The organism is Ramlibacter sp. 2FC, assembly GCF_005503345.1.
Classification (GTDB): Bacteria; Pseudomonadota; Gammaproteobacteria; order Burkholderiales; family Burkholderiaceae_C; genus SCMQ01.
On the sequence record NZ_SCMM01000011.1, the window covers coordinates 66,488 to 90,890 of the forward strand.

The following is a 24,403-nucleotide window of genomic DNA, read 5'->3' on the forward strand; positions in this document are numbered from 1 at the left end:
TTGCATAACCAGTAATCGTCAAACACCGGCATTCCCGGTAAACCGTATTTACCGGAATGCCCGGTTCTCTGACGATTCGGCACCGACAGAACGCTCTTGCCTGCGGCGGCAACACCTCAAGTCACGGAGGGCGCAAAGGCGCTCCAGCGGGAGCTTTGGCGCCGCATGGCTTTCAACGCCATCTGCGGCTATGGCGACGACCACCCGCGCAACCACGGCCTGCTGTTTCGGGACGGCCGCTGGGGCCTGTCCGAGGCCTTCGATATCGCCCCGTACATCAGCTTCCCGGGCACGCTGGCCATGGCCATCACCCGCGAAGGGAGCGCTTTGGCGACCACTGAGAACCTCCTGAAAACCTGCGACAACTTCGCCTACGACGCGAAGGCGGCGGCAGAGTACATCGAGCAGTGCAAGGACAGCATCGCCAAGGGCTGGGGCGAGGAGCTGGCAGCCTGCGGACAAGCGCGAGACCTGTTGCCGGCGCCCACCTTTGAGTGGCTGGACGGCAGCACCTTACGGTAGGGCGGGCCTCGCCGTCCGGCTATCGACCCGACCGGCGCGCCAGGTACCGATGGCCGCGCCCGGCTGCAGGCAGCATCCTGGCCATGGCGGTGAGCTTCACATACGGGCAACAGTTGAAAACGGGCCTGATGATTCATCATGCCTTCCACTTGGCCAGGCGCGTTTGGCACTCCGCGTGAGGCAGTCGCGCACCACGCGCAAGCATGGCCTCCAAGCCTGTCGCGGCCCGTGCAGGCGGAATGACAGCGTGGGTAAGCATTTCATCGAGCAGCCACAGAGCGCCATGCACCTCGAGGCCGTCGTGCATCGCTTGCTTGCGCAGGCGGCCATCCCCGGTCAGCAATGGGCGGCCCGTTTCTTGTGCGAGCAGGTAACACGACACGTCTGCCAAGGAGCTGTTGTTGTGTGTGGTGATCAATGCAGCCAGTTTGGGTGTCGCGCTCGAATCCAATGTCTCGACGAGGAGACCAAGCTGCGTCAGCGCGCCATGATCGAAGTCGTCCAGTTCGGCCAGGACGAAGTCGGTGCAGCACAGCGTGAAGGGCAGCCGAAAGAGCTTGTCGAGCAGACCCGCGTTCCTGAAGTCGATCCAGATGTTGCTGTCGCCGACGTAGACGCGGTTCATTCATGCTCCGCAGCTGCATGAAGCGCGGGTTCCAGATCTCCGATCGGACGCTGCAAGAACTCTGCCGCACGCGACGGGCTGAACAAGTCCTCGGCAAGGCCCCAGAAAACGAGCGATTCAAACCGCCGGGGTCGCTCGGGCAAGAGAGGCTCCGGTTCTGCCGAACGCCAGCCCGCCTGGCTGAACTGGATGAACGCAGCCTTGTAGCCCGCCTCGCTCAGCAGGCTGAGGTCTTTCAGGCGTCGTAGAGCCACCTGCATGGAAATGCCGTAGCGTCGCTTGGCGTTGAGCAATTCGACGGGATGCACCTTCGACCTCTTGTGGCTGCCGAAGTCGATCAGCACGTGGTCTCGCGGATAGAGAAACGCACCGGCGAACCGGTGACAACATGCCTCCTTGTCCTTCTCTGGCATATCGTCCGGCAAAGCCATGATCCAGTGCCCCAGCTCATGCGCCGCGGTAAAGCGCATCCGCTCGCCAGGCCGCGCGGTGTTGAGCGCGATCAGTACATGCTGTTCGTCATGCGTCGCAGCGCAGGCGCCATCGAAGTCGTCCTGCGCATCTATCAATGCCACCTTGATGCCATGCTCTTCGAGCAGCTGGGTCAGGTTTGCAATGGCATCCCCCCCGATATCCCATTGCTGCCGAAGCCGATGCGCCGCATTCTCTGCTTCCTCTACCACCGTCACGGCGATGGACCGGGCGGGCGGTGGCGCAACGCTCACGTCTGCCGCATCGAAGCAGCGCTCGAGGGCCATGTAGCGTTCCAGATGCTCGCGCATCTGCTCTTCCACCTGAAGCTGCCGGTACTTCGGCATCTTGGCCAGCTTGCGGAACTCCAGGGGAGCGAGCGTTACAGCCTCGGACCGGAAGAAGTATTCCGGCTTGACGTGGAGCGCCTTCGCAAGCTGCAGCAAGCGGGTCGAGTTGGGCGTGGCTTCCCCCTTCTCGAACTTGCTCAACCCTTGCTTGGTGATGTCCCCCAGGCGTTGAGCGAGCGCATCAAGGCTCATGCCTCTCAACACGCGCGCACGCCGAATGCGGTCGTGAATCATCGCTGTGGTCCCCTTGGTTGACAAAAATTATATCAACTTGAAATTTGTCAACCTTGGCCACAGTCCAGGCTTGGCTGGGCCCACGATAGGCTCGGCTCAATCGAATCGCCGACGCAGGTTCTCGATGCGCCACTCCAGCGCTTCGCGCTTGGGCGCGAAGCGGGCCTGCGTTGGCAGGATCAACGCCTTGCCTTCGAGGTTTATCAGCATGGCGAGGTCGGGCAGGCGGTCGTCCAGGACAGGACTCACATGCCACTTTAGATCGGGGCCGGGGGCGATCAGGTTGCGGTCCATGGCCCAGTGCATGTTGGGCGTCAGCGCGAGGCCGTTACGCGGGTCGTCATCGCCCGCCTCGCTGAAGGGATGGATGTGCGCGGCCTCGACCATGGCCTCACCGGTAGGCAGCAGGATGCGGACGCCCGTGGCCGCGCAGCGGTAGTCATACAGCTCCGTGACCAAACGGCGGAACGCTGGATCGCGTACATAGGCTGGGGGCGGGCCCTCGGTGGCCGTTGCGACAGACCCGAGCCGCAGGCGCTGCTCGTAGCGGCTGATCTCGCTGCTGGCGGCGGCGATACCGCGCAAGTCTTGCAGCCCTCGATCGAGCCAGTGCGTGGAGATCGTCTCGGCCAGCGCCTCCAGGGTCACTGGCTGCTGCAGCAGGTCGAACAATTCTTCGTCGAGTGCTGCGCATTCGATGTTGGCCGTTATGTCAGAAGGACTGCGGGCCGTCGCCATCGCGGCCAGGACGGCCTCGCGCCCCGGCAGCGGCTTCAAATGCCAGAAGCTGGTTCCGCCTCCTCGCAGCTTTCCCTCAAGGTGGAAGAACGGAAAGTACGGATTGGGGTGATCGCCCGGCGCCCTCACCGCCGAGAAGAAGCGGTTGTAGCGTTCGAGCAGTGGGGGCGCATAGAGCACGCGGTTCTCTGCTATTCCGCCGGCCCGGGCCAGGTCCAGCACAGCCAGCAACATGCAAAGCTTGTGCGGGCTCGCGCGCCCGCCGCTCATGTTGACGACGAGTCGCTTGAACTTGTCCTGATACTCAGCAAGGCTCATGACCGATCGTGGTGCTAATTGCTGTGACACAGCGCCGACGCCTCGCACGCTCTGCACTCGGTGAAGGCCTGTCGCGCGGGCATCAAATCTGCGCCAAGCCAAGGCTCAGCAGGTAATCAAACGTCGAGTCGCAGAACTGTGGCAAACGGGTCGGATCGTTGCGGTCACCTTCTGGCACAACGATGACCATACCCTGCCGGGCACGAGTCAGCAGCACGCGGTAGGCATTCTTGAGATAGGTCTGACGTTCAGCTTTGTGAATATGTTGCCAGCGAGAGCCAACAAATGAGAAATGCTGCCAGCCATCCGGGCTGTGTCGGAAGTCGCCATCCCAAACGACGCATGCCCAGTCGAGTTCCAGCCCCTGCACATGGAATTCGGTCGCGACATCCTCGAGGTAGTACGACGAGCGTACGTCGTCTTTGCCATCAAGAAACCAGTGAATGGGGTCTATGGGTGACCGGACGTCGATGGCGTGCGGCTTGAGGCGCTGTGCCTGTGAAGACACGACGAGCCCATAACGTTCGCTACCTCTCGCCTGGGCTTTCAGCCAGGCTTTTGCCTGGCCCAGATGGCGTGTTATCAGTATGGGAAAGCGCTTCGTCACTAGCTCCAACGATTGCCGCGCTTGCGCGATGTCACGGTCCAGCAGCTGCTTCACGAGCGCAGACACATGCTCCGAACGGAAGGATCGCATAGACACGCGCAGGTGCAAATCGTCACTGAAATGCACGTTGCCATGACCTTGCACCGCTTCGAGGATTCGGCCCGCACCGTATTCGTCATCGTGCAGACGCGGTGACATGTGGACATGCCAGTCCGGAAACGATCGCCGGAGGGCATCGATCCACTCTTCGATGCCCGCTTCGCCGGTATTGATCTCCTGACCGCCGCCAACAAGACAGATGACGACCGCCCAGTCTCGATGGCGGTCGAGGCAGGAAATCAAGAATTCCGGCTCAGATTGACTGAAGCCAGGGCGTTGCTTCTTGCGCTGCATGAACGCCGCGGTTTGCTCCAGGTTCCAGGCCCGCTGCGCTTCGTCAAAGATGGCGACATGCTCAATCGGTGGTCGTTCGAGATCGATTAGACAGTCATCTCGGAAATGATGGACGTTCTGAATGAACTGCTTGACACGGCTGAGCGCCTCGCCTTTCTTTAGCTTGCGTCCACCTTCGGCCTCTCGACGCACACTGTCGCGGGCCAATGCCTCACGCAAGATATCAACCAAGGGACCATTGCCTGACAAGAACACGGAATACAGCGCGCTGTCTTTGTCCGTATGCTGGTTGGCGATGTTGAGTCCTACGAGGGTCTTCCCGGCGCCGGGTACTCCGGTGACTAGACAAAGGACTTTGTGCCGATTGATTTGTGACGACTCGATGATGCTGGAGATCGCATCGGATGTTTGGCTCAAATTGATGGCCGCGGCATCGCTGCGCGAGATGTCGGTGACGGCGTGGCCACCATACAAGGCCATGGCTGCCTCGATGATGGTAGGTGTGGGGTGATACCCGCCGGTCTCCCACTGTGCGGGGGCAATCGCCGGACCGTCACAGAACTGCAGCGCCAGTTCTATGAGATCCCCGATCTGGCGCGGAGCGATGCACATTGGTCGCAGTACGCCGTCATCTTGCAGCGTGGTCTCCGGCAGTAGCGGTTGCTCGGTCGCACGGGTGGCGATCAGTACAGGAACGACGGCTTTGTCGTGGGTGGTCTCGTGGAAGTTCTTCAGATCGATTGCGTAGTCCCAGACCTGATCAACGGCGTAGGACGGGAAGGTATCTTCGCCGACCTTAAATTCGAGCACAAAGAGCACATGTTCGATGAGCAGCACCACATCGATTCGCTTACCAAGGCGTGGGATGGCGTACTCGAAATACACCTTGCCCCGTTGGACATAGGGGGCCAGGTTTATGTGAAGAAGGCGGATCTGTTCTGCCCACGCATCGCGCTGGGTTGCTTCGACAGCAAAGGTGCTCTTTGCTGTAAGCGCCCCGAGAATTTCGTTAGATGAGCGCCCGAGAAAATCAGTAATGGAATCGCTGTAGTACGCCCGGGCGGTCATGGACGTCAGGCCTTCTTCAGGAACTCCGATTTGAGGAGCATGCTGCCAAGGTCGGTCTTACAGTCGACGTTGTGGCCATCGGCGCCGTCCACCAGCCGGATGCTCTTGATCTTGGTGCCCTTCTTCAGCACCGAGGACGAGCCCTTGACCTTCAGGTCTTTCACCAAGATCACGGTGTCGCCATCGGCAAGCGAATTGCCGTTGGCGTCGCGCACGACGAAGTCTGAGGCGTCATCGTCCTCTGCAGCAGCCTCGACCATCGGCCATTCGAAGCAGCAATCCGGACAGATGTAGTTGTCGCTGTCGACGTAGGTGTTCTCAAGCCCGCATTGCGGGCAGGCCGGCAAAGTGTTGGGTGTCGACATTCCCATCAAACGTCAATATTCCCCGCCCTCAACGCATTCGTCTCGATGAAGTCCCTGCGCGGCTCCACCTCGTCGCCCATCAGCATGGTGAACACGCGGTCGGCCTCGATGGCGTCTTCGATCTGCACGCGCAGCAGGCGGCGCACCTGGGGGTCCATGGTGGTTTCCCACAGCTGCTCGGGGTTCATCTCGCCCAGGCCCTTGTAGCGCTGGCGGCTGGTGGTGCGCTCGGCCTCGGCGATCAGCCAGGCCATGGCCTGGCGGAAGTCGCCGGCCTTTTCTTCCTTCTGCCGCTCGCCCTCGCCGCGCATGACCTTGGCGCCCTCGCCGAGCAGGCCGCGGAAGGTTTCTGCGGCCTCGGCCAGGGCCGCGTAGTCGGCGCCGTGCACGAAGTCCTGCGTGATCACGCTGCTCTTGATGTTGCCGTGGTGGCGGCGGCTGATGCGCAGTATGGGCTTGTCGCTGCGCACGTCGAATTCGCCCGCCACCTCGGCCGGCACGCCGGTGGTGGTCAGCTCGCGCAGCTTGACCTGCAGCGCCACGGCGCTGGCCTCGGCCTGCTCCACGCTGTCGAGGTTGATGGACACGCCGTCCGCCATGGCGCGCAGGGCCTCGGCGTCCATGAAGGCCGACAGGCGCGCGATCACGCTCTCGGCCACCTGGTGCTTGCGCGCCAGCTCGGCCAGGGTGTCGCCGGCCAGGGTCTGCGGCGCATCGCCACCGGTGAACACGCTCGCGTCCTTGAGCGCGATGCGCAGCAGGAAGCCGTCCAGCGCGGCGGCGTCCTTGAGGTAGAGCTCCTCCTTGCCGGCCTTCACCTTGTACAGCGGCGGCTGCGCGATGTAGATGTGGCCGCGCTCCACCAGATCGGGCATCTGGCGGTAGAAGAAGGTCAGCAGCAGGGTGCGGATGTGGGCGCCGTCGACGTCGGCGTCGGTCATGATGATGATGCGGTGGTAGCGCAGCTTGTCGATGTTGAAGTCGTCCACGCCGCTCTTGCCCGACTCCACCGCCGCCTTGCCTATGCCGGTGCCCAGGGCCGTGATCAGGGTGACGATTTCGTTGCTGGTCAGCAGCTTCTCGTAGCGCGCCTTCTCCACGTTCAGGATCTTGCCGCGCAGCGGCAGGATGGCCTGGAACTTGCGGTCGCGGCCCTGTTTGGCCGAGCCGCCGGCGGAGTCACCCTCGACGATGTAGATCTCGCACAGCGCCGGGTCTTTCTCCTGGCAGTCGGCCAGCTTGCCGGGCAGGCCCATGCCGTCCAGCACGCCCTTGCGGCGCGTCATCTCGCGCGCCTTGCGCGCGGCTTCGCGGGCTCTTGCGGCCTCGACGATCTTGCCGCAGATGATCTTGGCGTCGTTGGGCCGCTCTTCGAGGAACTCGGTCAGGGCCCTGGCCACGATGTCTTCCACCGGGGCGCGCACCTCGGAGCTGACCAGCTTGTCCTTGGTCTGGCTGCTGAACTTGGGCTCGGGCACCTTGACTGAGAGAACACAGCACAGGCCCTCGCGCATGTCGTCGCCGCTGACCTCGACCTTGGCCTTCTTGGCCAGCTCGTTGCTTTCGATGTACTTGCTGATCACGCGCGTCATCGCGGCGCGCAGGCCGGTCAGGTGGGTGCCGCCGTCGCGCTGCGGGATGTTGTTGGTGAAGCAGAGCACGGACTCGTTGTAGCCGTCGTTCCACTGCATGGCCACTTCCACGCCTATGCTGGTGCCGGGGATGCCGCCGTAGCTGTCGGCCGGGCGCTCGCCCGTGGCGTGGAAGGCGTTGGGGTGCAGCACCTTCTTGTTGGCGTTGATGAAGTCGACGAAGCCCTTGACGCCGCCGGCGCCGGAGAAGTCGTCTTCCTTGCCCCCCGAGCGCTCGTCCTTGAGGCGGATGCGCACGCCGTTGTTCAGGAAGGACAGCTCGCGCAGGCGCTTGGCCAGGATCTCGTAGTGGAACTCGCTGTTCTGCTGGAAGATCTCGGTGTCGGGCAGGAAATGCACCTCGGTGCCGCGCTTCTCGGTGGCGCCGGTCACCTTCATGGGCGAGACCTCGTGGCCGTCCACGGTCCCGAGCTGGCGGTTCTGCACGAAGCCGCGCGCGAACTCGATCTGGTGCACCTTGCCGTCGCGCCGCACCGTGAGGCGCAGCCATTTGGACAGCGCGTTCACGCAGGACACGCCCACGCCGTGCAGGCCGCCCGAGACCTTGTAGCTGTTCTGGTTGAACTTGCCGCCCGCGTGCAGCTCGGTCAGCGCGATCTCGGCGGCCGAGCGCTTGGGCTCGTGCTTGTCGTCCATCTTCACGCCGGTGGGGATGCCGCGGCCGTTGTCGGTGACGCTGATCGAGTTGTCGGTGTGGATGGTGACGACGATGTCGTCGCAGTGGCCGGCCAGGGCCTCGTCGATCGAGTTGTCGACCACCTCGAACACCAGATGGTGCAGGCCGGTGCCGTCCGAGGTGTCGCCGATGTACATGCCGGGGCGCTTGCGCACGGCCTCCAGGCCTTCCAGGATCTGGATCGCGCCCTCGCCATAGCCCTCGGACGCATTCGCCTGGTGCACGTCGATGCGCGGCTGGGCGGTGGTGTATTCCTCGCCGCTGGGCTTGTTCTCTTCGGTCATGGTCAGCTCACTCAATCTCTTCAAAGGCCAAAACCCGCGTCGGGGCGCGGGTTCCGGCGGGTAGGGCCCCGGCGGGGGTCAGATGCGCATCGGCATGACGACGTACTTGAACGTCGCGTTTTCCGGAATCGTGACCAGCGCCGAGCTGTTGGCGTCCTGCAGGTCGATCTTCACCATGTCCTGGTCCATGTTGGCCAGGGCGTCGATCAGGTAGCTCACGTTGAAGCCGATTTCTATGCTGTCGCCGCCGTAGTCGATGTCGAGCTCGTCCACGGCCTCTTCCTGCTCGGCGTTGTTGGAGGCCACGCGCAGGGTGCCGGGCTCGACGTTCAGGCGCACGCCCTTGAACTTCTCGCTGGTCAGGATGGCGGTGCGCTGCAGGCTGGCCAGCAGCGGTTGGCGGCCCAGGGTCACGCTGTTCTTGTGGTGGCGCGGGATCACGCGGTTGTAGTCGGGGAACTTGCCCTCCACCAGCTTGCTCACGAACTCCATGCCGCCGAAGCTGAACTTGGCCTGGTTGCTGGCGAACTGCATCTCGATGTGGGGCTGGTTCTCGCCGCCGGCGTCGGACAGCAGGCGCTGCAGCTCCAGCACGGTCTTGCGCGGCAGGATCACCTCCTGCTTGGGCACTTCCACGTCCAGCGTGGCCGAGGCGTAGGCCAGGCGGTGGCCGTCGGTGGCCACCAGCGACAGCTGCTTGCCCTCGGCCACGAACAGGATGCCGTTGAGGTAGTAGCGGATGTCGTGCACCGCCATGGCGAACGAGACCTGGCCCAGCAGGTCCTTGAGCGTCTTCTGCGGCACGCTGAAGGCGGGGCCGAAGCTGGCCGCCTCCTGCACCAGGGGGAAGTCTTCGGCCGGCAGGGTCTGCAGCGTGAACTTGCTCTTGCCGCCCTTGAGGATCAGCTTGGCCTGGTTGGATTCCAGGCTCACGGTCTGGTCGGCCGGCATGGTGCGCAGGATGTCGATCAGCTTGCGCGCGCCCACCGTGGTGGTGAAGCTGCCGGCGTCGCCGTCGAGCTCGGCCGTGGTGCGGATCTGGATTTCGAGGTCGCTGGTCGTCAGCTGCACGCTGGATCCGGTCTTGCGGATCAGCAGGTTGGCCAGGATGGGCAGCGTGTGGCGCCGCTCCACGATGCCGGACACGGATTGCAGCACCGCGAGCAGCTTGTCTTGTGTTGCCTTCAGGACGATCATGTCAACCTCGGTTGGGGTGGTTTCTGGTTCTGGTTACAAGGCGCCCTCCGGCGGCCCAATCCGCCATTTTCGCCTTTTTCATCAGCCCTTGAGCGTCTGCTCCAGCACGTGCAGCTGCTGGTTCAGCTCGGTCAGCTGCTGGCGCTCGGCGGAGATCTTGCGCACCGCGTGCAGCACCGTCGTGTGGTCGCGCCCGCCGAACAGCTCGCCGATCTCGGGCAGGCTCTTTTGCGTCAGCTCCTTGGCCAGGTACATGGCGATCTGGCGCGGCCGCGCGATGCTGGCCGGGCGCTTCTTGGAGTACATGTCGGCGACCTTGATCTTGTAGTAGTCGGCCACCGTCTTCTGGATGTTCTCCACGCTGATCTGCCGGTTCTGGATCGACAGCAGGTCGCGCAGCGCCTCGCGTGCCAGCTGGATCGAGATTTCCTTCTGGTTGAAGCGCGAATAGGCCAGGATCTTGCGCAGCGCGCCCTCGAGCTCGCGCACGTTGGAGCGCACGTTCTTGGCGACGAAGAAGGCCACTTCCTCGGGCATCTCGGCGCCCTCGGCGCGCGCCTTGTTGATCAGGATGGCCACGCGCATCTCGAGCTCGGGCGGCTCGATCGCCACCGTGAGGCCCGAGTCGAAGCGCGAGACCAGGCGCTCGTGGATGTCGGCCAGGCCCTTGGGGTAGGTGTCGCTGGTCATCACGATGTGCGACTTCTTGGCCAGCAGCGCCTCGAAGGCGTTGAAGAACTCCTCCTGGGTGCGGTCCTTGTTGGCGAAGAACTGCACGTCGTCGATCAGCAGCAGGTCCAGCGAGTGGTAGCGCTCCTTGAACTCGTCGAAAGTCTTGCGCTGGTAGGCCTTGACCACATCCGACACGAACTGCTCGGCGTGGATGTAGAGAACTTTGGCGTCGGGGCGGTCGGCCAGCAGCTTGTTGCCGACCGCGTGCACCAGGTGGGTCTTGCCCAGGCCCACGCCGCCGTAGATGAACAGCGGGTTGTAGAGCTGGCCCGGCATGCCGGCCACGTGCATGGCGGCGGCGCGCGCCATGCGGTTGGCCGTGCCCTCGACCAGGGTGTCGAAGGTCAGGGCCGTGTTGAGCCGGCTCTTGAAGCCGTTGGCCACCGGTTCGGTGTCGGGCTCGGCCGCTTCGGTGGGCGCTTCGAAGCTCGGCGGGCGCGGCGCGGCATAAGTCTTGACGGGGCCCTCACGCGGAGTGAGGGCTAACTCAAGTTGCACCGGCTGGCCGTAGAGCTTTTCCAGCAGGCCGGCGATGCGCCCGGCGTACTGGGCACGCACCCAGTCCAGCTTGAAGCGGTTGGCGACGAAAACGGTGACCTTGGAGAAGTCTTCGGTGACCTGGGCCGTCAGCGGCTTGATCCAGGTGTTGAACTGCTGCTCGGGCAGCTCCTGCGCGAGCTGGTCGACGCAGGCCTGCCACAGGCTTTGTCCCGCGCCGGCGGCCGCTGAGGCTGCCGGGCTGGCATGGAATCCATCGGACATTATGGTTATAGGCTTCTGTGGATATTTCGAATGTACGCGACCGGCGATTCTAAATTATCAAGAATTTATCCACACGGGAAAGGGTGGCCGGCGCCGATGTGGCGCCTGCGCCGCGCCGAGGCCCCCAGCATTGCCGAGGCGGCGAAAATTTGTGATAATCGCGGGTTTCCCGAGAAATCCGGGACAAATTTTCCTGGGCAGTCGGCCCAGGGCATGGGGGTAGAGGGCCGAGGGCTGCTACCGGCTTCGTCCAGAAGGGCCTAGCCAGAGCAGAGCAGGGCCATCATGCCGCCATAGAACCCGTCGTACCCCCAGAGGAACCTAGATCATGAAACGCACTTACCAGCCCTCCAAGACGCGCCGCGCCCGTACCCACGGCTTCCTGGTCCGCATGAAGACCCGCGGCGGCCGTGCCGTCATCAACGCGCGTCGCGCCAAGGGCCGCAAGCGTCTGGCCGTCTGAGTCCGCACCTGCGGACTCCGGCGGGCCTTGTGCCTTGTCTGCGCAGGGCGGTACCGTGCAGCGGCTGAAAACGCGTTCGCAGTTCCAGGCGGTCATGGCCGGCGGCACGGTGTCACGCACCGCGCACTTCGTCCTGCACCGCGCGGCGCTGAACGCATCGCCTCCCGCCAGCGAAACGCCTTCAGGGCCTGGGTCGCATCGACCGCAGGCCCTGTTTGTCGTTCAAGATGTCTGGCTGGGGGCCCTGGTGCCCAAGCGCTGGGCGCGCCGCGCCGTGACGCGCAACACCATCAAGCGCCAGATCTACGCCGTGAGCGCGGCCTTCGCCTCGCGCCTGCCGCTGGCCGCCCATGTGGTGCGGCTGCGCGCGGGCTTCGACCGCGCCGAGTTCGTCAGCGCCAAGTCCGAGCCGCTCAAGCGCGCGGTGCGCGGCGAGCTCGAGCAGCTGTTCGCCCGCGCCGCGCGGCCGGCCGCCGGGGTGGCCCCATGATCGCACGCCTGCTGGCCGGCCTGGTGCGCGGCTACCGCCTGCTGCTGAGCCCCTGGCTGGGTTCGGACTGCCGCTTCGAGCCCACCTGCTCGGTCTATGCGCTCGAAGCGCTCGAGCGCCATGGCGCCGCGGCCGGCAGCTACCTGACGCTGCGCCGCCTGGCGCGCTGCCAGCCCTGGTGCGCCGGTGGCTGCGACCCGGTGCCCGAGCATCCGCCCAGGCTGTTGAGCCGGCTGCTTTCCCCCACCTTCCAGAAGAAGTCTTCATGAACGATATCCGCCGCACCATCCTGTGGGTGATTTTTGGTTTCTCCATGGTTCTGCTGTGGGACCAGTGGCAGGTCTACAACGGGCACAAGGCGACCTTTTTCCCCTCGCCCACCCCGCCGGCCGTGACGGCCGCGGCCCCCGGCGGCGCCGCTTCCGCGCCGGCCGGCGCGGCCAGCGTGCCCTCTGCCGCTACCACCTCGCCGCTGGCCCAGGTGCCGGCCACCACAGCCACCGCCACCACGCCCGCCCCGGCGATCCCGCGCGAGCGCATAGCGGTCAGCACCGACGTGCTCAAGCTGAGCTTCGACACCGAGGGCGGCTCGCTGGTGCGCGCCGAGTTCGTGCGCCACAACGACCTGGCCGACCGCAGCAAGCCCTTCGTGCTGCTGGACGAGAGCCAGGAGCGCGTCTACCTGGCCCAGACCGGCCTGATCGGCGGTGCCTTCCCCACGCACAAGACGCCCATGAAGTTCAGCGGCGAGCGCGCGCTCAAGGACGGCAGCGACGAGCTCAGCGTGAAGTTCGAGTCGGCCGACCTGGGCGGCGTCAAGCTGGTCAAGACCTACAGCCTCAAGCGCGGCAGCTACGCCATGGCCGTGCGCCACGAGGTGGTGAACACCGGCGCGGCCCCCGTGTCGCCGCAGCTCTACCTGCAGCTGGTGCGCGACGGCAACAAGCCGGCCGGCGAGTCCTCGTTCTACTCCACCTTCACCGGCCCGGCCATCTACACCGACGCCAAGAAATACCACAAGGTCGAGTTCAGCGACATCGAGAAGAACAAGGCCGAGATCGACAAGAGCTCGCCCAACGGCTATGTGGCCATGGTGCAGCATTACTTCGCCAGCGCCTGGCTGCTGGGCGACGGCGTGCAGCGCGAGAACTTCCTGCGCAAGGTGGACAACAACCTTTACGCCGCCGGCATGATCACGCCGCTGGCCGAGATCGCCCCGGGCCAGTCCAAGGCCGTCGAGGCGAAGCTGTTCGTCGGTCCGCAGGAAGAGAAGATGCTGGAGTCGCTGGCGCCGGGCCTGGAGCTGGTCAAGGACTACGGCTGGCTGACCATCCTGGCCAAGCCGCTGTACTGGCTGCTGGACAAGCTCTACGGCCTGCTGCACAACTGGGGCTGGGCCATCGTGGCGCTGGTGGTGCTGCTCAAGATCGCCTTCTACTGGCTCAACGCCAAGGCCTACGCCAGCATGGCCAAGATGAAGGCCATCAACCCGCGCATCATGGAGATGCGCGAGCGCCTGAAGGACAAGCCGCAGCAGATGCAGCAGGAGATGATGCGCATCTACCGCGAGGAGAAGGTCAACCCCATGGGCGGGTGCTTTCCCATCGTGATCCAGATTCCGGTGTTCATCGCGCTCTACTGGGTGCTGCTGTCCAGCGTCGAGATGCGCAACGCGCCCTGGATAGGCTGGGTGCGCGACCTGTCCGCGCCCGATCCCTTCTTCATCCTGCCCCTGGTCATGACCCTGACCACCCTGCTGCAGACTGCGCTGAACCCGGCCCCGCCCGACCCCATGCAGGCCAAGATGATGTGGATCATGCCGCTGGTGTTCAGCGTGATGTTCTTCTTCTTCCCGGCCGGCCTGGTGCTGTACTGGCTGACCAACAACATCCTGTCGATCGCCCAGCAGTGGCTGATCAACACGCGCATGGGCGTGCCGCCGCAGTTCAACCTGCCGAAGTTCAAGTAAACCCGGGGCCGCTTCGAGCGGCCCTTGTCTTTGCACCCCATGCTGGCCCGCCACCATGACCCCATCGCCGCCATCGCCACCGCCCCCGGGCGCGGCGCGGTGGGCATCGTGCGCGTCTCGGGCAAGGACATCTCGGCCATCGTCCAGGCGGTCTGCGGCCGCGCGCTCAAGCCCCGCGAGGCCAGCTACCTGGCGTTCCGCGACGCCGACGGCTCGACGATCGACCAGGGCCTGGCGATCCACTTTCCGGCCCCGCATTCCTACACCGGCGAGGACGTGCTGGAGCTGCAGGCGCACGGCGGCCCCGTGGTGCTGCAGCTGCTGCTGGCGCGCTGCCTGGCGGCGGGCGCCGAGGCCGATGCCGCCAGCGGCCGGCCGCGCCTGGCGGGCCTGCAGGGCCTGCGCCTGGCCCAGCCCGGCGAGTTCAGCGAGCGCGCCTTCCTCAACGGCAAGATCGACCTGGCCCAGGCCGAGGCCATCGCCGACCTGATCGACGCCAGCACCGAGGCCGCGGCGCGCAGCGCCAGCCGCTCGCTGTCGGGCGAGTTCTCGCGCGAGATCCATGGGCTGCGCGACGCCCTGGTCCACCTGCGCATGCTGGTCGAGGCCACGCTGGACTTCCCCGAGGAGGAGATCGACTTCCTGCAGCAGGCCGACGCCCGGGGCCAGCTGGCGCGGCTGCAGGACCGCCTGGCCCAGGTCATGGCGCGCGCGCGCCAGGGTGCGCTGCTGCGCGAGGGCATCAAGGTGGTGATCGCGGGCCAGCCCAACGCCGGCAAGAGCTCGCTGCTCAACGCCCTGGCCGGCGCCGAGCTCGCCATCGTCACGGCTATCGCCGGCACCACGCGCGACGTGGTGCAGCAGACCATACAGATAGCGGGCGTGCCGCTGCACGTGATCGACACGGCCGGCCTGCGCGAAAGCGGCCTGCCCGAGGTCGACGAGGTCGAGAAGATAGGCATCGCGCGCGCCTGGGGCCAGATCGAGGCGGCCGACGCCGTGCTGTTCCTGCACGACCTCACGCGCAGCAGCCTGCCCGACTACCGCGCGGCCGACGAAGCCATCGCGCGCACCCTGGCCGAGAAGCTGCCGGCGCGCGTGCCGGTGCTCGACTGCTGGAACAAGCACGACGCCGCGCCCGGTGCCGCCGTGCCGCTCGGCGGCCTGACCCTCTCGGCGCGCACCGGCGAGGGCCTTGAGGCGCTGCGCCAGCGCCTGCTGGCCCTGGCCGGCTGGCAGTCGGCCGCCGAGGGCCTGTTCATCGCGCGCGAGCGCCATGTCCAGGCCCTGCGCCGCGTGGCCGAGCACCTGGACCTGGCCGCAGCCCACTTGGCGGCCCAGGCCGCCGCGCTGGACCTGCTGGCCGAGGAGCTGCGCCTGGCCCAGAACGCCCTGGGCGACATCACCGGCGAGTTCACGTCGGACGACCTGCTGGGCGTGATTTTTTCGCAGTTCTGCATAGGGAAGTAGCCCGACTTCCAAGAACGTCTAGTGCCCATTCTTGAATGGCGCGGCGTTCGACGAAAAGGTTTGTGGTCGTCTGGAGGCCTCCGAGCCTGGCCCGAGCGAGCTTCCCTGTGAACGGTGCCCACTCAAGGACATATGCTTCATGTGCTGCATTTATTTCACTTGCATCCTATACTTGGATTCCGAGCTTGGAAAACATAAGCCGCGGTGCACATGTAGCACTGACGAGCAAGGAGAGAGCAATGACAACGATCGACCGGGAAAGGCTGGTCCCCCCTGACCTCAGCGCCGATGAGGTGGAGATGGCTCGGACTGCTCAGAGGGTCATCATGGAATCCCTGGATCATTCCCGTGCGGCATCGATTACTGTGGTGAGCGATGAAGGCGAGGGTCCCACGGTGTCAGTGCCACCTCAGGCGCTGCGGGTTATCGGCAAGGTGCTGGGTTTGATGGCCCAACGCCAGCCTGTCGTTCTGCTTCATGAGAAGCAGGAGCTTTCCACTGTCGAAGCGGCCAACTTCCTGAACGTCTCGCGCCCGTTTGTGATCAAGGAAATTGCCGAAGGTCGTCTGCCCCATAGGATGGTGGGCTCTCACCGACGCATCTTGTTCGAGGACTTGCTCACGTACGCCAAGGCAATGCGTGCCCGCCAGCAAGCAGCGCTGGACAGGATGGCGGAGAACGCACGCGAGCTGGGACTTGAATACTGACGGCTTGACTTGAATGGCTGGGCACCCGCGCTACACGGCATTGCTGGATGCCTGCGTTCTCTATCCCATCGCCGTCTGCGACGCATTGATGAGCGTGGCTGGCACCGGCATCTACGCAGCCAGATGGACTGCCCGCATCGACGATGAGTGGACTCGCAATCTTGCTCAGCAACGTGGCGTCCCTCAGGGCTCCTTCGATACCCGTCGGGATGCCATGCACGACGCCTGTCCGGACTGGGAAGTTCCCGCCGAAGCTTGGCAGCCCTTGGAACCCTGTATTGAGGGACTGCCTGACCCGGACGATCGTCACGTGCTTGCAGCTGCTATTGCAGGACACGCCGACTGCATCGTCACTGTCAACCTCAAGGACTTTCCCGCTGCCGTAGTTGCCCCGTTGGGGATCGAAATTCTCCATCCGGACTCATTCCTGGTTGCTCAACTGGACCTGGAGCCGTTGAGAGTACTGCCCGCGTTCAAAGCGATGCGCGCAAGGCTTAGGAATCCAACCTTTACGCCAGACCACTTCGCCGAAACCTTGGAGGCGAAATACGGCTTGGTAGAAACGGCCCACGTTCTCAGACAAGCTAGCGAACTCATTTGAGCCGATTCCTTGACCGGTTAGCTTGACGATTCCTAACCGCACCCAAGTTGGTGTCCAAGTGATCGCCGGTATCTGCCAGGCGCAAGATCCGGCGCGGTATTGCGGCCCTTTTTCACATCCTGCATCGAAATAACCACCTTCCCCGCTCGGGTAAAGGTTGACGCTGTTCAAGCGTGGGAGAATACTGCTTCCTAAGTGAATCAACGTTTCATTAGCTAAACGGACGAGGTCAAATGAGAGTCATGAGCAATGTCAGCGCGCCCGCCGGGACGGTCTCCGATTCCCAGCGCCCGTCCGGTGCCGCGGCCGGCCAGTCCGCGGGCGTTCCCGCGATCGAATTCATGGGCGTGGACAAGCGCTTTCCGGCCCGCGGGCGGGCCCAGGAGGTGCTGGCGGCGCGCAACGTGAATCTGGCCATACAGCCCGGCGAGGTGGTGTCGCTGATCGGCCCCTCGGGCTGCGGCAAGAGCACGCTGCTGAACATGGGCTCGGGCCTGGCCAAGCCCTCGGCCGGCCGGGTGCTGGTCAACGGCGAGCCGGTGACCGGCCCCAACAAGCATGTGGCCTTCATGCTGCAGAAGGACCTGCTGATGCCCTGGCGCACGATTTCGCAGAACGTGGAGTTCGGCCTGGAGCTGCGCGGCGTCAAGGCCGCCGAGCGCCGCGCGGTCTCCGAGCGCCTGCTGGCGCAATGCCACCTCAAGGGCTTCGGCCACAGCTACCCGCACCAGCTCTCGGGTGGCATGCGCCAGCGCGCCGCCATGGCGCGCACCCTGGCGGTGGACCCGCTGGTGCTGCTGATGGACGAGCCCTTCTCGGCCCTGGACGCGCAGACCAAGATGATCCTGCAGCAGGACCTGGCCCAGACCGTGGCCGCCCACGGCAAGACCGTGCTCTTCATCACCCACGACCTGGCCGAGGCCGTGGCGCTGTCCGACCGCATCCTGGTCATGAGCGAGCGGCCCGGCACCATCGTCGAGGAGATCGAGGTCGACATCCCCGACCGCGACAAGCCCATGCAGCGCCGCAAGCACCCCGAGGTGGGCGGCTACGTGTCGCGCCTGATGGACCTGCTCAAGCTCGACGCGCATACCGACGTGCACTGAGCACGGCGCCACTTCCCCATCCCGCCCCCGCAACCCGGAGTAAGCCATGACCCTGCACGCCTCCCTCGTCCGTTCCCTGAGTGGCACGCGCCGCGCCTGCCTCGCGGCTGGTGCCGCCGCCCTGCTGGCCCTGCCCGGGCTGGCCCAGGCCCAGCTGCAGGAGGTGACCTACCTGCTGCCCGCGCCGGGCACGCTGCCGGCCTTCGGTCCCTGGATGCTGGCGCAGGCCAAGGGCTACTACGAGCAGGAAGGCCTGAAGGTGAGCTTCGTCACCGGCCGCGGCGGCGTGGACGTGGCCAAGCAGGTCGGCGCGGGCAACGCGGTGATCGGCGGCGCGATCGGCGACACGCCCATCATCGCGCGCGCCCAGGGCATCCCGGTCAAGGCCGTGGCCGTGATCGGCGCGGGCTCGCTGATGCAGCTGGTCAGCCACGAGGACGCGAAGATCGAGAGCCCGCGCGAGCTCAAGGGCAAGACCGTCACCACCCTGGCCTACACCGACACCACCTACTACGCCCTGCTGGGCATGCTCAGCAAGTCGGGCCTGAGCAAGAACGACCTGGACATCCAGGCCGCGGGCCCGGCCGGCGTGTGGCAGCTGTTCGTGAACAGGAAGGCCACGGCCATGGCCTCCACGCCCGACTGGACCGTCAACGCCATGGAGGCCGGCGCCAAGGTCACGATCATCCCGGCCGACGTCTACTTCAAGAGCATGGCCCAGGGCATCCTGGTCTCGGACGAGACCATACAGAAGAACCCGCAGCTGGTGCAGAAGCTGGTGCGCGCCACGCTCAAGGGCATGAAGGACATCATGGCCAACCCCAGGGAGGCGGCCAAGGCCTATGCCGCCCATGTCACGGCGCACAAGGGCAAGGAAGCCACGATAGAGAAGACCTTCGAGATGTACAACAAGTACGTCTACGCCAACCAGAAGCTGCCGGGCCAGATGGACGAGCAGCGCCTGGCCGAGCTGCAGAAGTTCTACGTGAGCAACGGCATCGTGCCGCGCGAGGTACCGCTCAAGGACCTCTACACCAACCAGTTCGTGTCCGCCAAGTAAGCGCGCATCTCCGAAGGTCTGTCCATCATGAACGAAATGCTGCAGCGCTACAGCACGGCGCTCTGGAGCCTGCTGGTCCTCGTCGTCTTCCTGGGGGTCTGGGAGTTCGGCCCCGGCGCGATCGGCGTGCCCGACTTCGTGCTGCCCCATCTCTCGCGCGTGGCCGAGGAAGCCGGTCGCATCTGGAGCGGCGAGAAGCTGCTCTGGCACGCCGGCATCACCACGCTGGAGGTGGTGGTCGGCTTCGTGCTCGGCTCGCTGCTGGGCGCGCTGATCGGCTACGCCCTGGGCCTGTCGCCCAAGGTCGAGTCCGTGCTCTCGCCCTACCTGCTGGCGTTGCAGATCGCGCCCAAGGTGGCCTTCGCGCCGCTGTTCGTGATGTGGCTGGGCTACACCGTCTACCCCAAGATCCTGGTCGCCATCCTGATCGTGTTCTTCCCGGTGCTGATCAACGTGCTGTCTTCCATGCGCACCATGGACGCCGACATGATCAACCTGGCGCGCTCCTTCTCGGCCACGCGCCTGCAGGTGTTCCGCATGGTCGAGTACCCGACCACGCTGCCGGCCCTGTTCTCGGGCCTGCGCATCGCCAGCACCCTGGCCGTGATCGGCGTGGTGGTGGGCGAGCTGGTGGGCGGCAACATGGGCCTGGGCTACCTGCTGGTGTTCTTCGAGGGCCAGGGCAACACGGCCGGCGTGTTCGTGGTGATAGGCGCGCTCACCGTGATCGGCATCGTCGCCTACTACGCCGTGGTGCTGGCCGAGGCCCGCGTGCTGCACTACCTGCCCAAGGCCACTGCGCGGATGAACTGAACATGAGCCACACCCACTCCACCCCCATCTCTCTGGCCGGCCGCCGCGTGCTGATCACCGGCGCCGCGCGCGGGCTCGGCGAAGCCTTCGCCCGCGCCTGCGTGGCCGCCGGCGCCCGCGTGGCCCTGAGCGACGTGCTGCACGAGCGCGGCGAGCAGCTGGCCCAGGCCCTGAACGAACAACAGCCCGAGGCCGCGCGCTATTTCCCCATGGACCTGTCCGACCCGGACTCGATCCGCGCCGCCACGGCCCAGGCCGGCGAATGGCTGGGCGGGCTGGACGGCCTGGTCAACAACGGCGCCATCACCAACTCGGGCGGCAAGGCCATGGACGAGATCGCGGTCGAGACCTGGGACCAGGTCATGTCGGTCAACGTGCGCGGCACCTGGCTGGCCACCGTGGCGGCCCAGCCCTGGTTCAAGGCCGGCGGGCGCGGGCGCGTGGTCAACATCGCCTCGGACACCGCCCTGTGGGGCGCGCCGCGCCTGATGGCCTACGTGGCCAGCAAGGGCGCGGTGATTTCCATGACGCGCGCCATGGCGCGCGAGCTCGGCCCCGATGCGATCACCGTCAACGCGGTGGCGCCGGGCCTGACCCTGGTCGAGGCCACCGCCTACGTGCCCGAGGCCCGGCACCGCTTCTACGCCGAGGGCCGCGCGCTCACGCGCGCCCAGCTGCCCGAGGACGTGGTGGCCGCCGTGCTGTTCCTGCTGTCGGACGGCAGCGCCTTCGTGACCGGCCAGCTGCTGCCGGTCAACGGCGGCTTCGTCATGAACTGAAACCCTTTCACCTAACGGAGAAAACGATGAACAAACCGAACCTCGCCGCCAACGAGCCCCAGTTCAACGAGCGCGGCCTGCACGACGCGCTGATCCCGCCCGAGGCCGAGATCCAGAAGTCCATGATGCAGGCCGAGGGCCAGAGCTTTGCGCAGTGGATGGAAAGCCGCGTGGCGCGCAAGTCCAGCCGCAGCTACGACTGGGACGCGCTGAAGTTCCAGGCCGACTACGATCCGACCTACCGCCGCGCCCAGATGCGCTACGTGGGCACCGGCGGCACCGGCGTGTCCAAGGACAGCAACACCGTGCCCTCGGCGCACTTCACCTTCTCCACCATGGTGATCCCGGCCGGCAACATCGGCCCCTCGCACATCCATTACGACGTGGAAGAGGTGTTCTTCGTGATGCGCGGCGCCATGAAGGTGGTCTGCGAGAAGGACGGCCAGCGCTGGGAGGCCGTGCTCGGCGAGCGCGACCTGATCTCGGTGCCGCCCGGCGTCTACCGCGAGGAGCACAACATCGGCGACGAGGACGCGCTGATGTGCGTGATGCTGGGTTCGCCCAAGCCCATCACCCCGGTCTACCCGCCCGATTCGCCGCTGACCCAGATCAAGCGCAACCTCGGCTGAACCCTGCTGCCCTCACGCCCATGAACCTCTGCGAGCTGTCCCTGCAGTTTCCCGTCCAGCGCGTGGCCACGCAAGGCGGCGCCATCGCCTACCGGCGCGCCGGCCAGGGCCCAGTGCGGGTGCTGCTGCATGGCATCGGCTCGGCCTCGGGCAGCTGGCTGCGCCAGCTCGAGGCCTTGAAGGCCGCGCACACCGTGCTGGCCTGGGAGGCGCCCGGCTATGGCCAGAGCGAGCCCCTGCCCATGGACCAGCCGCAGGCGCAGGACTATGGGCGCCGCGTCTGGCAATGGCTGGACGCGCTGGATCTGCCCCCCGCGCCGCTGACCCTGGTCGGCCATTCGCTGGGCGCCCTGATGGCCGCCGCCGCCGCGGTCCAGCGCCCCGAGCGCGTCCAGCGCCTGGCGCTGCTCTCGCCGGCCCTGGGCTATGGCCGGGCCGAGCCTGCGCTGCGCGAGAGCAAGCTCGCCGACCGCCTCGCGAACCTGCGCGAGCTGGGCCCCCAGGGCATGGCGGACAAGCGCGGCGCGGCCATGCTCTCGCCCACCGCCGACCCGGCCCTGGTGGCCTATGTCAAGCAACTCATGGCCCAGATCGACCCGGCCGGCTACACCCAGGCCGCGCAGATGCTGGCCGGCGCCGACCTGGCCGGCCTGCTGGGCGCCTGGCGCGGCCCCCTGCTCGTGGCCAGCGGCGCAGCCGATACCATCACGCCAGCCCCGGCTTGCGAGGCCCTGGCCCGCCAGGCGGGCGCGCCCTACGTCTCCCTCGGGCCCGTGGGACACGCCTGCGCCCTCGAAGCTGCGGATCTGATCAACCGTTTGCTTGAGCGTGAGGACTATCCATGAGCACCGACGACCGTTACCTTGTTCCCGGACTGGCCCGGGGCCTGCAGCTGCTGGGCTGCTTCACCCGCCAGGAGCCGCAGCTCACCGGTGCCGAGCTCTCGCGCCGCCTCGAGGTGCCGCGCGCCTCGGTGTTCCGCCTGCTGCAGACCCTGGAGCAGATGGGCTATGTCGAGCGCGTGCCCGACAGCCCCAACTACAAGCTCAGCATAGGCGTGCTGCGCCTGGGCTTCGAGTACCTGGCCTCGATGGAGCTGACCGAGCATGGCCGCCCGGTGATCGACGAGCTGCGCGACCTGACGGGCTACTCGGCCCACCTGGTGGTGCGCGACGGCCGCGAGGTGGTGTTCGTGGCCAAGGCCGCGGGCCGCAGCGCGCTGTTCCACTCGATCCAGGTCGGCGCGCGCCTGCCGGCCCATGCCACCGTGCTGGGCCGCCTGCTGCTGGCCGACCTCGACATGGCGGCCCTGTCCCAGCTCTACCCCGAGACCCCGCTGCCCAGCTACACGCCCAAGACGCCCACCACCCTGGCCCAGCTCAAGGCCCAGATCGACCAGGACCGCGCCAACGGCTATGGCATCAGCCAGGGCGGCTTCGAGACCGGCATCTCCACCATCGCGGCGCCCGTGTTCAACGACAGCCACGAGGTGGTCGCCGCCATCAGCATCACCGTGCCGGCCCAGCAGGTGTCGCCCGAACAGGCCGCCCAGCTGGTGCCCCAGGTGCAGCAGGCCGCCGCCCAATTGACCCAACGCATCAGCCACCTGCCTCAGCGCGCCGGCTGGCCAAACCCCTCAGAAAAGATCGCCGCATGACACACTCAAGCCCCACCCGCATCACTGTTGGCGAACTCGCTGCCCGCTTCCTCGAGCAGTGCGGGGTTCGCGCCGCCTTCGGCGTGATCTCCATTCACAACATGCCCATCCTCGACGCGTTCCACCGGCGCGAGAAGATCCGCTTCGTGTCCGCCAGGGGCGAGGCTGGGGCTTGCAACATGGCCGACGCCTATGCCCGCGTGACGGGCGGGCTCGGCGTCTGCGTCACCAGCACCGGCACCGGCTGCGGCAACGCCGCGGGCGCCATGGTCGAGGCCATCACGGCCGGCACGCCGCTCCTGCACCTGACCGGCCAGATCGAGTCGCCCTACCTGGACCGCGACCTCGGCTACATCCACGAGCACCCGGCCCAGCTGGCCATGCTCAAGGCCGTGGGCAAGGAGGCCTTCCGCATCCGCAACCCCGAGACCGCGCTGGCCACGCTGCGCGAGGCCGTGCGCCTGGCCCACACGCCGCCCTGCGGGCCTGTGAGCATCGAGATCCCGATCGACGTGCAGAAGATGCTGCTGGACCTGCCGGCCGACCTCGCGCCGCTGGCCGTGCCGCCCCTGGTGCCCAGCGCCGCGGCGCTCGACGCCCTGGCCGAGCGCCTGGCCGGCGCGCGCCGCCCGCTGCTGTGGCTGGGCGGCGGCGCGCGCGGCGCCAGCGCGGCGGTCGAGCGCCTGGTCAAGCTGGGCTGGGGCGTGGTGACCTCGGTCCAGGGCCGCGGCATCCTGCCCGAGGACCATCCGGCCTCGCTGGGCTCGTACAACCTGCAAAAGCCCGCCGAGGAGCTCTACGAGAGCTGCGACGCCATGCTGGTCGTGGGCTCGCGCCTGCGCAGCAACGAGACGCTGAGCTACAAGCTCAGGCTGCCCAAGGCCCTGTACCGCATCGACGCCAACGCGCTGGCAGAGAACCGCGGCTACCAGAGCGACTGCTTCATCCAGGGCGACGCCCAGCTGAGCCTGGACGCGCTGGCCGACCGCCTGGAAGGCCGCATGCGCGTCGACCCCGGGCTGGTGGCCGATGTGGCCCGCGCACGCGCCGAGGCCGCCAGCCTGGTCGACGGCACGCTGGGCAATTACGTCAAGCTCAAGAACACCCTGGCCGAGGTGGCCGGCAAGAAGCTCTGGTGGGTGCGCGACATCACCCTGTCCAACAGCATGTGGGGCAACCGCGCTCCGGTGCTGGACCACCCGCGCGCCGGCGTGCACGCCCTGGGCGGCGGCATAGGCCAGGGCCTGGCCATGGCCATAGGCACGGCCGTGGCCGACACCGAGCACGAACTGGGCCGCAAGACCGTGGCCCTGGCCGGCGACGGCGGCTTCATGCTCAACGTGGGCGAGCTGGCCTGCGCGGCGCAGGAGAGGGCCGACCTCGTGGTGCTGCTGATGAACGACAGCCGCTACGGCGTGATCAAGAACATCCAGGACGACATCTACGGCAGCCGCCACTGCTATGTGGAGCTGCACACGCCCGACTTCGCGCAGTTCTGCGCCAGCCTCAAGGTCAGGCATTTCAAGCTCGCCGACCCCAGCCAGACCAAGGAGGTGCTGAGCGCGGCCTTCGCGGCCCGCGGCCCGGTGGTGGTCGAGGTCGACATGAACGCCTGGGGCCCGTTCTCGGCGCGTTTCGCCGGCCCCATTTTGAAGAAGGACTGAG

At 66.2% G+C, this 24,403-nt stretch carries 24 protein-coding genes; 16 read left to right on the top strand and 8 right to left on the bottom strand.

What is annotated here, in order from left to right:
* The first annotated feature begins 96 nt into the window (after positions 1-96).
* Complete coding sequence (locus FFS10_RS07175; RefSeq protein WP_283957625.1) at positions 97-522, top strand: HipA domain-containing protein; 426 nt, start codon at positions 97-99, stop codon at positions 520-522.
* A gap of 136 nt (positions 523-658) precedes the next feature.
* On the opposite strand, the gene FFS10_RS07180 is transcribed toward FFS10_RS07175, so the two are convergent.
* The 8 genes from FFS10_RS07180 to dnaA all read right to left on the bottom strand — a co-directional run bounded on the left by FFS10_RS07180 (position 659) and on the right by dnaA (position 10,994).
* Positions 659-1,147: a PIN domain-containing protein gene (locus tag FFS10_RS07180; protein ID WP_137893028.1), complete on the bottom strand. Its 489-nt coding sequence runs from the start codon at positions 1,145-1,147 to the stop codon at positions 659-661.
* The gene (locus FFS10_RS07185) at positions 1,144-2,202 is read right to left on the bottom strand and encodes a helix-turn-helix domain-containing protein (protein ID WP_137893030.1); all 1,059 of its coding nucleotides are present in this window, start codon (positions 2,200-2,202) and stop codon (positions 1,144-1,146) included. The genes FFS10_RS07180 and FFS10_RS07185 overlap by 4 nt, the downstream gene beginning before the upstream one ends.
* A 96-nt stretch (positions 2,203-2,298) precedes the next feature.
* Positions 2,299-3,258: an HNH endonuclease gene (locus tag FFS10_RS07190; protein WP_137893032.1), complete on the bottom strand. Its 960-nt coding sequence runs from the start codon at positions 3,256-3,258 to the stop codon at positions 2,299-2,301.
* A gap of 82 nt (positions 3,259-3,340) precedes the next feature.
* Positions 3,341-5,326, bottom strand: a complete 1,986-nt coding sequence (locus FFS10_RS07195) for a DUF2075 domain-containing protein (RefSeq protein ID WP_137893034.1) — start codon at positions 5,324-5,326, stop codon at positions 3,341-3,343.
* A 5-nt stretch (positions 5,327-5,331) separates the two neighbouring features.
* Positions 5,332-5,691 (bottom strand): zinc ribbon domain-containing protein YjdM, encoded by a 360-nt coding sequence (locus FFS10_RS07200; RefSeq protein WP_137893036.1) that lies wholly within the window; start codon positions 5,689-5,691, stop codon positions 5,332-5,334.
* A gap of 5 nt (positions 5,692-5,696) precedes the next feature.
* Positions 5,697-8,303, bottom strand: a complete 2,607-nt coding sequence (gene gyrB, locus FFS10_RS07205; RefSeq protein WP_137893038.1) for a DNA topoisomerase (ATP-hydrolyzing) subunit B — start codon at positions 8,301-8,303, stop codon at positions 5,697-5,699.
* A gap of 78 nt (positions 8,304-8,381) precedes the next feature.
* Complete coding sequence (dnaN, locus tag FFS10_RS07210; RefSeq protein ID WP_137893040.1) at positions 8,382-9,500, bottom strand: DNA polymerase III subunit beta; 1,119 nt, start codon at positions 9,498-9,500, stop codon at positions 8,382-8,384.
* Positions 9,501-9,581: 81 nt separating this feature from the next.
* Complete coding sequence (gene dnaA / locus FFS10_RS07215) at positions 9,582-10,994, bottom strand: chromosomal replication initiator protein DnaA (RefSeq protein WP_137893042.1); 1,413 nt, start codon at positions 10,992-10,994, stop codon at positions 9,582-9,584.
* 328 nt (positions 10,995-11,322) lie between these two features.
* Between dnaA and rpmH the strand changes: the two genes are divergently transcribed.
* The 15 genes from rpmH to FFS10_RS07290 all read left to right on the top strand — a co-directional run bounded on the left by rpmH (position 11,323) and on the right by FFS10_RS07290 (position 24,402).
* Positions 11,323-11,457, top strand: a complete 135-nt coding sequence (gene rpmH, locus FFS10_RS07220) for a 50S ribosomal protein L34 (protein WP_005798102.1) — start codon at positions 11,323-11,325, stop codon at positions 11,455-11,457.
* A 55-nt stretch (positions 11,458-11,512) separates the two neighbouring features.
* Positions 11,513-11,947, top strand: a complete 435-nt coding sequence (locus FFS10_RS07225; RefSeq protein ID WP_137893044.1) for a ribonuclease P protein component — start codon at positions 11,513-11,515, stop codon at positions 11,945-11,947.
* The gene (gene yidD, locus FFS10_RS07230) at positions 11,944-12,216 is read left to right on the top strand and encodes a membrane protein insertion efficiency factor YidD (RefSeq protein WP_137893046.1); all 273 of its coding nucleotides are present in this window, start codon (positions 11,944-11,946) and stop codon (positions 12,214-12,216) included. The genes FFS10_RS07225 and yidD overlap by 4 nt, the downstream gene beginning before the upstream one ends.
* Positions 12,213-13,916 (top strand): membrane protein insertase YidC, encoded by a 1,704-nt coding sequence (gene yidC / locus FFS10_RS07235; RefSeq protein ID WP_137893048.1) that lies wholly within the window; start codon positions 12,213-12,215, stop codon positions 13,914-13,916. Before yidD ends, yidC begins: the two co-directional genes overlap by 4 nt.
* Before the next feature lie 39 nt (positions 13,917-13,955).
* Entirely contained in the window at positions 13,956-15,386 is a 1,431-nt protein-coding gene (gene mnmE, locus FFS10_RS07240; protein WP_137893093.1) for a tRNA uridine-5-carboxymethylaminomethyl(34) synthesis GTPase MnmE, read from the top strand.
* A 239-nt stretch (positions 15,387-15,625) separates the two neighbouring features.
* Positions 15,626-16,093, top strand: a complete 468-nt coding sequence (locus FFS10_RS07245; protein WP_137893050.1) for an excisionase family DNA-binding protein — start codon at positions 15,626-15,628, stop codon at positions 16,091-16,093.
* A gap of 13 nt (positions 16,094-16,106) precedes the next feature.
* Positions 16,107-16,694, top strand: a complete 588-nt coding sequence (locus tag FFS10_RS07250; RefSeq protein WP_137893052.1) for a PIN domain-containing protein — start codon at positions 16,107-16,109, stop codon at positions 16,692-16,694.
* Between the two features lie 242 nt (positions 16,695-16,936).
* Entirely contained in the window at positions 16,937-17,800 is an 864-nt protein-coding gene (locus FFS10_RS07255; protein ID WP_137893054.1) for an ABC transporter ATP-binding protein, read from the top strand.
* Between the two features lie 46 nt (positions 17,801-17,846).
* Complete coding sequence (locus FFS10_RS07260) at positions 17,847-18,860, top strand: ABC transporter substrate-binding protein (RefSeq protein ID WP_137893056.1); 1,014 nt, start codon at positions 17,847-17,849, stop codon at positions 18,858-18,860.
* 27 nt (positions 18,861-18,887) lie between these two features.
* Positions 18,888-19,673 carry an ABC transporter permease gene (locus FFS10_RS07265; RefSeq protein ID WP_212744098.1) on the top strand — a complete coding sequence of 262 codons (786 nt, stop codon included), beginning with the start codon at positions 18,888-18,890 and terminating at the stop codon, positions 19,671-19,673.
* A gap of 2 nt (positions 19,674-19,675) precedes the next feature.
* Positions 19,676-20,452 carry an SDR family oxidoreductase gene (locus FFS10_RS07270; protein WP_137893058.1) on the top strand — a complete coding sequence of 259 codons (777 nt, stop codon included), beginning with the start codon at positions 19,676-19,678 and terminating at the stop codon, positions 20,450-20,452.
* A 122-nt stretch (positions 20,453-20,574) separates the two neighbouring features.
* Positions 20,575-21,081 carry a cupin domain-containing protein gene (locus tag FFS10_RS07275; protein ID WP_137893097.1) on the top strand — a complete coding sequence of 169 codons (507 nt, stop codon included), beginning with the start codon at positions 20,575-20,577 and terminating at the stop codon, positions 21,079-21,081.
* 20 nt (positions 21,082-21,101) lie between these two features.
* Positions 21,102-21,926 carry an alpha/beta fold hydrolase gene (locus tag FFS10_RS07280; RefSeq protein WP_137893059.1) on the top strand — a complete coding sequence of 275 codons (825 nt, stop codon included), beginning with the start codon at positions 21,102-21,104 and terminating at the stop codon, positions 21,924-21,926.
* Positions 21,923-22,738: an IclR family transcriptional regulator gene (locus FFS10_RS07285; RefSeq protein ID WP_137893062.1), complete on the top strand. Its 816-nt coding sequence runs from the start codon at positions 21,923-21,925 to the stop codon at positions 22,736-22,738. The genes FFS10_RS07280 and FFS10_RS07285 overlap by 4 nt, the downstream gene beginning before the upstream one ends.
* Positions 22,735-24,402 (top strand): thiamine pyrophosphate-binding protein, encoded by a 1,668-nt coding sequence (locus tag FFS10_RS07290; RefSeq protein ID WP_137893064.1) that lies wholly within the window; start codon positions 22,735-22,737, stop codon positions 24,400-24,402. The genes FFS10_RS07285 and FFS10_RS07290 overlap by 4 nt, the downstream gene beginning before the upstream one ends.
* Position 24,403: the final 1 nt, after the last annotated feature.